We start from the raw sequence: 12,973 nt of genomic DNA, 5'->3' as shown, positions 1-12,973 counted from the left end.
CGTAGGCCCGTTCGCCGTGACTCGCGGCGAACGGGCCGCTCGTCTCGAACTGCGGTTGTTCGATGTCCATCCCGGAGACGACGCGGAGCCGTGTCGTCACCGACATCGGCGCTTCGATACCCGTGATACAGACCTCGCCGTCCCCCTGTGCCCCGTGACAGTCACCGATGCTGAACAGCGCACCATCAACCTCGACCGGAAGGTACAGCGTCGAACCCGCCGTCAAGTGCTTCACGTCGAGATTCCCGCCGACCCGCCGCGGCGGGACCGTGCTGTGTTCCCCGTCGTCGGCGGGTGCGACACCGAGGTTGCCCGGGAAGGGGGCCAGCGGGACTTCGATTCCGTCCACGAAGTGACCGACATTCCCTTCCAATTCCCAGACGTGCAAACCCGGTTCATCGAAATCCTCGGGGAGCAGTCCGGTTTCCTCGTCACCGCCGTAACAGTACGTGAAACCGATCCCTTCGTGCTCGAACGACAGCAGTTCGACCGCGAGAACGTCCCCCGGTTTCGCCCCCTCCACCGTCACCGGCCCCGTCAATGGGTGGCCGGGGAGCGTTCCGACGAGGGCTGAAACGTCCTCGACGGTCGAGTCCGCATCGAGTCGGCCATCCGTCGCGTCACGGCACTCGAATCGGATCACGTCGCCGGATTCGACCGTTCGAATCGGTTCGTGGTCGCGGCTCCAACTCGTGTGGACGTGTTCATCCTGCGCGGAAATACGGTGGTCGGGAGTGGGTGTCGATGGCATCGGCGTACGGGATGATAGCGCCAAACAGAGTATAAAACTCGTTTTCGCGGCAGTTCACGACGTGTCGGTTTCGGCTACCGAACCGTGTACCCGCCGTCGAGGACGACCGTCTCCCCGGTCATGTACGCCGATGCATCGCTCGCGAGATACACCGCGGTCGGGCCGAGCGCCTCGGGCGATGCGATCTCCTCGTGGAGCATCTCGCCTTTCCAGGTATCGACGGCGTTTTCGACCGCTTCGGCCCCCTGATCGGCGTTGTCGGTGGCGATGTAGCCCGGTGCGATGTTGTTCACGCGGATGCCGTGTTCTGCCCACTCGGAGGCGAGTTGGTTCTTGAACCCTTCCAACCCGGCCTTCGAAGTGTTGTAGGCGACCTGCCGTTGTGGGTGATTGGCGATGAACGCGGACATGGAGGAGACGTTCAAAATGGTGCCGCCGCCGTTTTCGATCATCTCGCGACCGGCGGCGCGCGAACAGAGGAACGTCCCCGTGAGGTTCACGTCGATGACGTCGCGCCACTCGTCCAGCGTCATGGTTTCCATGGCCTCGTGCACGACGATTCCGGCGTTGTTGACGAGGATATCCACGCCGCCGAACCGCTCGACGGTCGCTTCGACCATCGCTTCCACCGCATCTTCGTCGGCCACGTCGCATTCGACGGCGAGCGTTTCCGCCCCCGTTTCGTCGGCGAGTTCATCCGCCGCGGTTTCCCCTGCCGGTCCGTTCCGGTTCGCGACCACGACGTCCGCGCCCGCCTCCGCGAGCGCGGTTGCGATTGCACGACCGATACCACGGTTTCCGCCGGTCACGATAGCCGTCTTTCCGTCGAGTGAGAACGCGTCGAGTACGGACATATTCGTTCCATCGTACGGAGTGCACAAAACGATACGGAACTGTCGAATCGAAAGAAAGTGGTTTCGGGTTCAGTCGTCGCTCATCGACGGCGGCGGACTGACCGTTCCCTTCGGCGTGACACCCCAATCGGTGTTCTTCTCCGTCCCCATGTGGAGTCGAAGTTCACCGCCGTCTTCGAGGTCGGCGTGGTCGAACCAGCTCTCGCGGTGAACGTCCCCGTTCAAGTGCGCGTTCTGGATGTAGCGATAGCGGTCGCTGTCGTACTCGGCCCCGGTCGTGTCGACGACGAACTGCCCGCCACCGTAGTGGTAGTCGGGAAGGTTGATGGTCACGGTTTCGAACGCCGGGGAACCGATGACGTAGCTTCCGCTTGCGGGCGTGACGGCGTAGAATCCCATGGCGCTCATGACGTACCACGCGGACATCTGTCCGACGTCCTCGTTACCCGGAACCCCACCCGGTCCCGTCGTGTACAGCGAGCTCATGACGTCCTGGACGACCTCCTGGGTCTTCCACGGCTGTCCCGCGAAGGGGTACAGGTACGGGGCGTGATGCGACGGCTCGTTCCCCTGCCAGTAGTGGGTGAACGGGTCGTTCCAGCTGGGATAGACGAACTCGTCGAACATGTGGTCGAGGCGCTCGACGAACGTCTCCTCTCCCATCAGATCCACGAGGCCGCCGATATCTTGGAGGGTATGCCACGTGTACGACCACGAGTTCCCCTCGGTGAACCCGCCCCAGTCGGTCGGTTTCCACTCGCCGTCGTCCGGCGAGTACCACGACCCGTCGGCCATCCGCGGCCGCATGAACTTCGTGTCGGGGTCGAAGACGTTCTCGTAGAATCCGGCGCGTTTCATGAACGTGTCGTAGTCGTCGTCCTTCCCGAGCAGGTCGGCCGCCTGCGCGATGGCGAAGTCGTTGTAGCTCCCCTCCAGTGTCGTGGAAACGGACCCGCCCGCATTCCCCTTGTCGTCCTCGGGGATGTAGCCGTACTCGGTGTACTTGTCGAGACCGAGACGTCCGGCGTAGTACGTGTCGTCGCCCGGCATCCGCGTCGAGTTCTTGTACATCGCCTCGTACGCCAGGTCCGTATCGTAGCCTTCGGTGAGTCCTTTCACCATCGACTCGCCGATGATGGAGGTGGCGTGGTCGGCGATCATCACGTTCGTGTAGCGATTGGCGAACTCCCACTTCGGAAGCCAGCCCCCGTGCTCGTACATGTCGAGCAGGGATTTGATGGCGTCCTCCTGCACCTTCGGCTCCACGATGTTCAGGAGCGGATGTTCGGCGCGGAAGGTATCCCACAGCGAGAACATCTGATAGTGGTGGTAGCCGTCGGCGGTGTACACCTCGTCGTCCATGCCGAGGTACTCGCCGTTGGCGTCCTCGAAGATGGTCGGTCCGAGCATCGCGTGGTACAGCGCCGAGTAGAACTTCACCTTGTTCGCGTCGTCGCCCTCGACCTCGATACGACCCAACCTGTCGTTCCACGTCTCCGTCGCGTCCGCCTTAACCCGGTCGAAGTCCCAGTCAGGGACCTCGGTTTCGAGGTTGTCCATCGCGTTCTCCTGACTCACGTAGGAAATCCCGACTTTCACGACGACCTCATTCGCGTCGGCGTACCGAACGAACGCGCCGACGTCTGGTCCGCTCGCCGATTTCGATCCGTCGGTGGTCTCGACGCCGTTCCACGTGCCGTACTCGTCGAACGGTTTCGAGAACTTCGCCGCGAAGTGGATCGAGTACGGTTCGGCTCCGGAACAGAACGGTCCTGGGACGGTCTGACTCCCGACGACGGTTCGTTCGCCCCGAAGCTCGACGTCCGCGCTCTTCGTTCCGGAATCCCCGAGGTTGTACCCCGCATCGAGGAGGAACCCGGCGTCGCTCCCGTCGTCGAAGGTGTATCGGTGGACGCCGACGCGGTCCGTCGCGGTCACTTCGGCTTTCGTCGCGTACTCTTCGAGCCGAACCGAGTAGTAGCCCGGACCGGCCGACTCGGTTTCGTGCGAGAACGTCGAACTGAGTTGTGGAAGGGATAGCCCGACGCCGTCCCCCGCCCCGTCGAACGAGAGCGCGGTTCCGGACGCTCCATCGGTCGATTCGGGGTCGCCGTAAACCATCCCCGTGTAGCCGTTCCCTGAGCCGTCGGCGACGTCGTCTCCGTCGCACGGAGCGCCCAATTCGTCGAACGAGTAAGAAAAGAGCATGTCTCCGCTCACCGACCCGCCGTCGGCGAGCGCCCGTATCTCGCACTCGTCGAGAACCCGGGAGTACACCGCGACTTCGTCCATATCCCCGGTAAACCACTCGCCGCCGTTGTCGACGGCACCGCCGACGCTCCACGGGAGTTCGCTGGTTGCGAGGGCGCCGACGGTCGCATCGTCGCCGTCCTCGGCCGAGGCGACTTCCTCGCCATCGACGTAGGCGGCGACCCGGTTACCGCTCTCGTAGGTGACGGCGTAGTGGTGCCACTCCCCGTCCGCGTACGGTTCGAAGTCGAACGATGCAGTCTGGTAGCCCATCCCCTCGGAGAACCAGACGACGTTGGCGTTGTGGGGGCTCCACACCTGCAGCGGCGTGATGTTGTGGTCGTGACGGAGGAGGGACGTGAACCCGCCGGGTGCCTCGTCCGTTCGGAACCAGAACGACGCGGATAGCTCGTCCGTGACGTTGAGTTCGCGCTGTTCCCGTTTGACCGTCGTCACGTCTTTCGTCGTCGGGCTGAGGAGGAAGTTGCCGAGGCCGAAACAACCGGTTCCGGAAACGTGCGTGTGGCTGAAGCCGAGTATCTCGTCGTCCTCGTAGTGGTAGCCCGCGATGTTGCTCGTTCCGGTATCGGGGCTCAGCTGTACCATCCCGTGCGGACGCGTCGCGCCGGGGTAGTTGTTCGGGTACGGCATCGCACCACCACCCTCACCGGCGGCGGCCGCGCGGGCGGTGCCGATGAACGTGTCGGCGTACTCCACCGGTTCGCTGGCCTTCTCCGGGTCGACGCTTACCGGGCCGTTGGAATCGGCGGCGTCGATACCCTGTACCCCGGTGAACGCGCCGAGGCCGAGGGCAGCCGTTCCCTTGAGAACGCTGCGGCGGCGTATCCTGAAGGAGGTCGTCCGTTCGGTGCTGCTATCTGTGTCGGTCGGATCTGTGTCTGCCATCTGTAGTGTACTCTGTTGGTGGCGCAGTGGACGACGAGGTTCGATCCTCGTCACCAGTTGCCAAGGTAATATTCCTAAACCATCCTAAAATATATTTTTATAAAAATAATTAAATTCTATGTAATAAGAACTCAATGAAAATATATGTGTCAGGAGAGGATTCGGTCAGTCTGCCATCTTCATCCGACCTGCGCGGTGGCGCGCGCGCCATAAACCCAAATATAAAATTCTTAATTTAGATATTTTGATTGCAAAAATTACTTGGGGAATTATTTGCAAATCATATTTTATGGAATTATTCCTAGTAACTCCGTTCGGTATCTGTAACGGATTTTTGATTGCCGTCCTCCGTAACTGGGTCAATTTCCCACAGTCCTCAACCGTATCGAGTGAATATATTGATAATAGGGGATAATACACGTATATGCCGTGACAAACGGAACCTCGTGTCGTCACACATCGTGAACCGATGACCGCGCGATTTTCGTCGCTTTTCGCGTGTTCGTCCGTGAACGGATACTCCTCGACGCGATATTGGTCGATTCACAAAACGTAAATAGTCACCCTTGGTAGCTATTCTCCATGGTGGGTGATTCCCCCCCGAGTCGTCCGCTGAAGACCGTCGAGACCGCCGTCGATATCGTCGACGCGATTCAACGGCTAGACGGAGCGGACATCGGGGAACTCGCTCGGAAGTTCGACCTCGCACAGAGCACGATTCATGGCTACGTGAAAACCCTCGAAAACCGCGGCTACCTCACCTTCGAAGACGGGACGTATCACGTCGGGCTAGAGTTTCTGAACAAGGGCGGCCACGCTCGCAAACGAAAACGCGAGTACGACTTCATCATCGGAAAATTGGACGACCTGGCCGAGCAGACGGGCGAGCGTGTCCAGTTCATCGTCGAGGAAAACGGCCGTGGCTACTACATTCACACGTCCATCGGGGAGAACGCGGTTCACGTCGATGCACACATCGGAAAGAAGATTCACCTCCACGCGAGCTCGGCGGGCAAGGCGATACTCGCCACCCTCCCGGAGGAACGCGTCGATGCCATCCTCGACCGTTGGGGACTGCCTGTCTACACCCAGAAGACGGTGACGACCCGCGAGGCACTGTTCGAGGAACTCCGATCCGTTCGGGACGTCGGGTACGCGACGAGCGAACAGGAATCCATCGACGGCCTTCGCGCGGTCGGCGCGCCGATACAGATCGACGGAGACGAGGCCATCGGGGCGATCAGTTTTTCCGGTCCCGCACACCGCTTGACGGGCGAGTGGTTCGAGGACGAGATACCCAACCTCGTCCTCGGCGTCACGAACGAAATCGAACTGGATCTCAAATATCAGTAACCGGAACGGATCGTCGTTTACGATATTCGAACTCCCATTTCGCCGACGCCTTGGGTGGTAGAACGTAATTATTAAATATTAGTTCGGGATTGCCGTGCCTGTTGATGACTGGTAACAAGCACCCCATCTCACGGCGGAACTTCTTGGCGGGAGCGGCAGCGAGTAGTGCCCTCCTGGCAGGATGCACTGGTAGCAGTGGTGGCTCGTACCCGAGCGAGGATATGCACTACATCGTCCCGTTCAGTCAGGGCGGCGGAACGGACACCTACGCACGCAAGGTCGTCCCCGAAATCGGCAACGAACTCGACGTCAGCGTCGCCATCGAGAACGTCCCCGGGGCGGCGTCGCTGAAGGGTACCGGCGAACTGCTGAAATCGAAATCAGACGGCTACACGTTCGGCGGCTTCAACCCACCGTCGACGCCGATATCTTACCTCGTCCACGAGCCGAGTTGGGACATCACGAACCTCGTCCCGGTGGCGACGTACGCCCGGACGCCGTACGCCGTCTTCGCTCGTCCGGAGCTCGAGATCGAGGGGATGAAGGACTTGGCGAAGCGGTACCGGAGCGGCGACCTCTCGAAGTTCGCCGGTCTCGCTCGCGGCGGCATCGTCCACGTCGCGGCGAACGTGATGAAATCGGAGTACGATCTGAAGTACAACCGGTACATCGGCTACGACGGCGGTGGCCCGGCGATCAAAGCGGCCATCTCGGGCGAGGTTCCGGTCGTGGCGACGACGGACACGGCGGCGATGAGCGCCGTCGATTCCGGCAAGTTGGATCCCATCGCCATCCTTTCGAGCGAGGGAAGTAGCGTGTTCGAAGACGCGCCGTCCCCCTCGGACGAGGGGTTGCCGAGCATCGACTACATCGGCCAACTCACCCGCTGTATGTTCCTTCCGAAGGGGACGGACACGAAAAAGCGCGACAAGGTCGAAAAGGCCGTGAAATCGGCGCTGAAACACGACTCGGTTCAGCAGTGGTCGAAGAAGACCGGGAACATCGTGGAGTACGGCGGCCACGAGAAGGCGAAGAAGGCCCTCAACGACTCCATCGAAACGATCCCGAAGAAAGTAGACCTGCAGAAAATCGCGAGCGAATAACTAACACAGAGATATGGATTTGGAATATTCTGAGACACACGATTACGATGTCGCCGTGGTGGGGAGCGGAACTGCCGGACTCGTCGCCGGGCTTCGGGTTGCGGAACTCGGACGTTCGGTCGCGGTGCTGGAAAAAGCACCCGAGGAACGACAGGGTGGCCACACCCGCTTTAGCGAATCCTTCCGCGTGCCGTCGGTCGGTACCGACCTCGAAGAGTACGGCTACGAGTTCGCCGTGGATAACTATACGGAGGGGGATTTCTACGACGACATCATGAACCAGACGAGCGGGAAAGCCGACGAGGCGTTGACCACCACCCTCGTCGAGAACGCCGGAGATACCGTCGAGTGGCTGACCGCGGCGGGCGTCGATTGGCAAATGGAACCGCTCGCGGTGGGGTACACCGCCGCCCGAACGTGGTTCGACGGCGAGGAGTACGTCGAAACGCTCACCGCCGCCGCCGAGGACGCTGGTGCGGAGTTCTGGTTCGAGACGGAGGCAGCAGCCCTCCACCGCGCACCGACCGGCGAAATCGACGGCATCGGCGCACGGACGCCGGACGGACAGGTCAAGTTCGACGTTGACGCGGTCATCCTCGCTGCGGGCGATTACGGCTCCAACGACGAGAAACGGGTCCGCTACTACGGTCCCGGCTACGACGAGATGAACGTCCGCGGCAGTCGGTACAACACCGGGGAGGCGCTGATGATGGCCGAGTCGGCGGGCGCGAACCTCGTCGGACAGTGGGGCGGCGCACACATGGCGCTCATCGACGCGGCGTCGCCGGACGTCGAAGGCGGCGCGAACCGCGTCGATGGCTACCAGTACGGCGTCATCCTCAACGACGACGGCGAACGCTTCGTGGACGAAGGCGAGGATGCCAGGGCACACACCTACGCCAAGTTCGGCCGGAAAATCTTCGAGCAACCGAACCACGTCGGCTACATCGTCCTCGACTCGAAGGCCCACGACATGGTGCGGGCGACCGGTCCGTCCGACCCGGTTCGAGCCGACGACTTCGAGGAACTGCTCGCGGAAATCGGCTGTGGCGACCCCGCGGCCGGAGCCGAGACGATTCGAGCGTTCAACGACGCGTGTAACCCGGACGAGTTCGAACCGAACGTGTTGGACGGCAACCACACGGACGGCCTGACGCTCGAAAAGTCGAACTGGGCGATTCCGATAGACGAACCGCCGTACTACGCCTACGCCGTAACCGGCGGCATCACGTTCAGCTTCGGCGGCGTGAAGACCGACACCGACGCGTCCGTCATCGACACCCGTGATACGACGATTCCTGGCCTGTTCGCCGCCGGAAACAGCACCGGCGGGTTGTTCTACGACAACTATCCGGGCGGGACCGCACAGACGAACGCGGCGGTGTACGGCAAGATAGCGGCCGAATCGGCGGACGGGTACATCCGATCATGAGCAACGAGGAACAACCGGGAACCTTCGAACGCAACCCGGCAACGCCAGTCGCGGAGTTCCTTCGGGAGATCGACGGCGGACCGGTGTTCTTCTGGTTCCTCATCGTCGTCGCCGGATACATGTTCGTGACCGCCGGACAGTTCTCGTCGTCCGCACAACTCTTCCCTCGACTAACCGCGGGGACGGTGCTCGTCGCGGGCGCGCTTCGATTGGCGGTGACGCAGTTGGACATCGGGGTGGAGCGCAGCGAAGCGGTCGTCCTGAGCGGCGGCCACGACGAATCCGAGGAAGAGGACGAGGGTGAAACAACGCTCGAATCCATGCTCATCCTCGGCGTCCTCGTCATCGGCTACGTCCTCGTCGGCTTCTTCGTCGGGTTGTTCTGGCCCACGCCGCCGTTCGTCTTCCTGTACCTGCTGTACAAGCGACAACCGCTCTGGCGTACGGCCCTGCTTACGGTCGTCATGACCGCCGTCGCCTACGGCTTCATGACCATAATGAACCTCGACCTCATGACGGGGGGATTCTGATGGCGGATCTCGGGGTTCTCGTCCACGCGACGAAGATCGTGCTCTCGTGGCCGAACATCGGGCTCGTCCTGCTCGGCGTCCTCATCGGCATCATCGGCGGGGCACTGCCGGGTGTCGGCGGTGCGCTCACCGTCGCGATCACGATGCCGTTCACGCTGGGAATGCCGAGTACGACCGCCATCATCTTCCTGATGGGGATCTACAACGGCGTGATGTACGGCGGCAGCATCTCCTCGATCCTGTTCAACGTCCCCGGCGACTCGTCTGCCGCCGCGACGACGCTCGAAGGCTATCCGATGACGAAACAGGGTCGTGCCATCGACGCGTTGACGATATCGGCGCTCTCGTCGGGATTGGGCGACCTCTTCGGCTCCATCGTCATCATCCTGCTGATGCCGGTGATGGTGTCGCTGGTACTGATGTTCGGCACGCCGGAGTACTTCCTCATCGCCCTCTTCGGCCTGTCGCTCATCATCGTCGTCTCGGACGGTTCGTTCCTGAAGGACGTGATGGCGGGCGGGTTCGGCGCGCTCATCGCCACCGTCGGCGTCGCGCCGATGTCGATTTCGGAGCGCTACACGTTCGGCATGCTCGGGCTGTACGACGGCGTCAACTTCGTCGCCGCGCTCATCGGTATCTTCGCCATCTCCGAAATGCTTCGACTGAGCCTTCGCGACGGGAGCATCTCCCGCGACGGCGACGTGGACGTGAGCGGCAGCGTGATGTCCGGCGTGAGGCAGGTCCTCTCGAAACCGGTCACCCTGCTCAAATCGTCCAGTATCGGCCTGTTGGTCGGGGCGATTCCCGGTTCCGGCGGGTCTGTCTCGACGTTCATCGCCTACGGGGAGGCGAAGCGGTCGAGCAAGAATCCGGACGAGTTCGGCAGCGGTGCCGAGGAGGGCGTCGTCGCGACGGAGTCCGCGAACAACGCGACGGTCAGCGGCGCGTTGATACCGACGCTGACGTTCGGGATTCCGGGCAGTACGACGACCGCGGTGCTCATCGGCGCGCTCATGCTTCACGGAGTGCGCCCCGGACCGGCGCTGTTCGACCAACAGATCGGGCTCACGTACTCCATCTTCGCGACGCTCGTCATCTGTAGCGTCGTCATCATCGTCTTCGGCCTGCTCGTCGTCCGATGGGCGGGGTACATCACGACGGTCAACACGGATCTGATAATCCCGGTCATCATCTGCCTCTCGATTCTGGGGGCCTACTCGCTTCACTCGAACTACATCGACGTGTTCGTGGTGCTCGTGATGGGGTTCGTCGGGTATCTCATGGACGCCTACGACTACTCGCTCGTGGCGTTCCTCTTGGGACTCATCCTCGGGCCGATTGCCGAGGAGAACCTGTATCGGTCGCTCCAACTGAGCGGCGGGAGTTTCGACATCTTCGTCGCCAATCCGCTCCGCATCGCGCTCGTTCTGATGACCGTTCTCGTCATCGTCGGGCCGTACGTGCGACCGCTGTTCGAGCAACTGCAACGGCGGGCAACCAGCCAGTAACACCACACCAACTCACCCTTTGACGGATAGAAAATAATGCAGCAAGAGACAATTCACTGTGCGTTAGTACGGGGCGGTACGAGCAAAGGCGTCCTCATCTCCGGCGGCGAACTTCCGGCGGAGAACCACGACGAGGCGATCCTCTCCCTGTTCGGGAGCCACGAGCCACGGCAGGTGGACGGACTCGGCGGTGCGACATCGACGACATCCAAGCTGATGATCGTCTCGCCGAGTTCGCGACCCGACGTGGACGTGGATTACACCTTCGGACAGGTCGGCGTCACGGAACCACTCATCGACTACGGCGGCAACTGCGGCAACATGACCACCGGAATCGGGCCGTTCGCCTACGACGAGGGACTGATTCACGCTGAACCGGACGAGGACGGCCGCGTGTCGCTCTCGCTCTACAACACGAACACGGGGACGTTCCTCGAACAGTCGTTCCCGGTGGACGGGTCGCGTGCCGTTTCGACCGGGGAGTTCTCCATCGAGGGCGTCCCCGGAACCGGTGCACGGGTCGATACGACGTTCCTCGACCCCGACGGATCGAAAACCGGGTCGCTGTTCCCGCTCGGTGGACCGACGATCACACTCGAAACCCCGTTCGAGGACATCGAAGCGACGGTACTCGACGTGACGACGCCCGTCGCGTTCGTACGGGCGCGTGACCTCGGCCTCGACGGGACGGAAGGGCCGAAGCGAATCGACACCGATGACGAACTCCTCGAACGGATCGAGCGGATCCGGGCGCACGTCTGTGCGGAACTCGGCCTCGTGGACGACCCGGCCGACGCGGCGGCGGAATCGCCCGGCTACCCGAAACTCGCGTTCGTCTCCGAACCGCAAACGTACGACACGAAAAACGGAATCGTGGAGGCGCGCGGACTCGACCTCACGACACGCATCATGAGCATGCAGTACCTCCACCCGATCTACGCCGTGACCGGGGCGGCGTGTACGGCGGCCGCGGCACTGCTCCCCGGCACGATTCCGAACGAAGCAGCGGCGGTGAGCGATACCGACGTGACGCTCGGCCATCCACGCGGGACGATGACGGTCTCGGTCGATGCCGAAGCGGAAACCGTGCGGTCGGTGACCGTCTCCCGAACACAACGACGGCTCATGGAAGGAGATGCGTTCTGCACAGTCACGGAACCGTCTCCGGCCGAAAAATAAGCGATTTGGGGGAGCGAATTACTTCAGCGTCGCGTCGAGCGTGATCTCCGGCCCTGCCAGCGCCTTCGAGACCGGGCAGGTTTCCTTCGCTTCCGTGGCGATGTCGTCAAACGTCGCCTCGTCGATGTCCGGAATTTCGGCCTCCAGCGTCAGGTCGATGCGCGGTATTTCGAACCCGCCGCCGTCGGCGCTTTCGAGGTGAACGTCCGCCTCGGTATCGAGGCTGTCTGGCGTGTACCCCTCGCCTTCGAGGAGCGCCGTCAGCTGCATCGAGAAACAGCCCGAGTGGGCCGCGCCGATGAGTTCTTCGGGGTTCGTTCCCACCTCGTCCTCGAAACGCGTGGGGAACTTGAACGTCCCCTCTATCTGTCCGCTCTCGGTCTCGAAGTCGCCGCTGCCGTCCTTGCCGCCGGTCCACGTCGTCTCCGCTTGTCTTGAAGTCATCTCATCACCGGGTACGGGAAGCTACCGTATGGTACTATTGGCAGCGAACGTAACCGGCGGGCGGCACCCGATACACATCCCGGTGGTAGTGATATCGACGAACGTCGAGGTAGCTTCTGGACGTCTATCTTTCTTGTTTTCCTACTTGGTAAATCAGTTCGACGAACGTTCGACCGAAAAGTAATACGTATGATGTAAATCCCGTTCCTTGCCAACACCGTTCCTGCGTGGGATACGTTCCGATCTGAAAGGGATTGTATCCGAGAGCGGAGAATCCGGTCCCGACCGATCGCTGAATCGACTGCAGTCACGCCGGAACGATCCTCCAGAAATGTCGTGACGATGACCTGTCGGAACACACATCACGATCCGCTCCGTGTCGGATACCACCACAGTACTCCGATATTCCAAACAGCATCCTATGATCGATCGATGAAAAATTTACTGTTTACTATATATTTTGATAACAAATTACTTCGATAGTTACCGCTGATCGACATCGGCTACCGACTGATTGTGAAAGAAACATCTCCGTAGTTGATCGAATTGGATCGTTTTCGACGGCCGTATCCACTTCCTTCTCTACTGCTGTACCCGTTTTCCCGTCCATCCATTACAGCCCATTACACCCCTAATTTTGTAACGGGAATCATGTCATGCTTT

10 protein-coding genes are annotated in these 12,973 nt (G+C 61.4%); 6 read left to right on the top strand and 4 right to left on the bottom strand.

The window, feature by feature from the left end; translation table 11 throughout:
- The 3 genes from WBV42_RS20765 to WBV42_RS20755 form a co-directional block, all read right to left on the bottom strand.
- The coding region (locus tag WBV42_RS20765) for an acetamidase/formamidase family protein (RefSeq protein WP_423987724.1) at positions 1–751 on the bottom strand (751 nt) is incomplete at its 3' end.
- A 74-nt stretch (positions 752–825) separates the two neighbouring features.
- Positions 826–1,605: an SDR family NAD(P)-dependent oxidoreductase gene (locus WBV42_RS20760; protein WP_423987723.1), complete on the bottom strand. Its 780-nt coding sequence runs from the start codon at positions 1,603–1,605 to the stop codon at positions 826–828.
- Between the two features lie 69 nt (positions 1,606–1,674).
- The gene (locus WBV42_RS20755) at positions 1,675–4,761 is read right to left on the bottom strand and encodes a GH92 family glycosyl hydrolase (RefSeq protein WP_423987722.1); all 3,087 of its coding nucleotides are present in this window, start codon (positions 4,759–4,761) and stop codon (positions 1,675–1,677) included.
- Positions 4,762–5,343: 582 nt separating this feature from the next.
- Here WBV42_RS20755 and WBV42_RS20750 point away from each other — a divergent pair.
- The 6 genes from WBV42_RS20750 (at position 5,344) to WBV42_RS20725 (ending at position 11,866) form a co-directional block, all read left to right on the top strand.
- Complete coding sequence (locus tag WBV42_RS20750) at positions 5,344–6,114, top strand: IclR family transcriptional regulator (RefSeq protein WP_423987721.1); 771 nt, start codon at positions 5,344–5,346, stop codon at positions 6,112–6,114.
- Positions 6,115–6,218: 104 nt separating this feature from the next.
- Positions 6,219–7,217 (top strand): Bug family tripartite tricarboxylate transporter substrate binding protein, encoded by a 999-nt coding sequence (locus WBV42_RS20745; protein WP_423987720.1) that lies wholly within the window; start codon positions 6,219–6,221, stop codon positions 7,215–7,217.
- A 13-nt stretch (positions 7,218–7,230) separates the two neighbouring features.
- Positions 7,231–8,649, top strand: a complete 1,419-nt coding sequence (gene tcuA, locus WBV42_RS20740; RefSeq protein ID WP_423987719.1) for an FAD-dependent tricarballylate dehydrogenase TcuA — start codon at positions 7,231–7,233, stop codon at positions 8,647–8,649.
- Positions 8,646–9,179: a tripartite tricarboxylate transporter TctB family protein gene (locus tag WBV42_RS20735; RefSeq protein ID WP_423987718.1), complete on the top strand. Its 534-nt coding sequence runs from the start codon at positions 8,646–8,648 to the stop codon at positions 9,177–9,179. Before tcuA ends, WBV42_RS20735 begins: the two co-directional genes overlap by 4 nt.
- On the top strand, positions 9,179–10,687 hold the full coding sequence (locus WBV42_RS20730) for a tripartite tricarboxylate transporter permease (protein ID WP_423987717.1): 1,509 nt from the start codon (positions 9,179–9,181) through the stop codon (positions 10,685–10,687). Before WBV42_RS20735 ends, WBV42_RS20730 begins: the two co-directional genes overlap by 1 nt.
- A gap of 36 nt (positions 10,688–10,723) precedes the next feature.
- The gene (locus tag WBV42_RS20725; protein WP_423987716.1) at positions 10,724–11,866 is read left to right on the top strand and encodes a PrpF domain-containing protein; all 1,143 of its coding nucleotides are present in this window, start codon (positions 10,724–10,726) and stop codon (positions 11,864–11,866) included.
- 18 nt (positions 11,867–11,884) lie between these two features.
- On the opposite strand, the gene WBV42_RS20720 is transcribed toward WBV42_RS20725, so the two are convergent.
- Complete coding sequence (locus WBV42_RS20720) at positions 11,885–12,310, bottom strand: OsmC family protein (RefSeq protein WP_066138730.1); 426 nt, start codon at positions 12,308–12,310, stop codon at positions 11,885–11,887.
- Positions 12,311–12,973: the final 663 nt, after the last annotated feature.

It is taken from the genome of Haladaptatus sp., assembly GCF_049589095.1.
Lineage (GTDB): Archaea > Halobacteriota > Halobacteria > Halobacteriales > Haladaptataceae > Haladaptatus.
The sequence above is the reverse complement of the archived record's forward strand: the minus strand, read 5'-3'. Positions and strand labels throughout refer to the sequence as shown.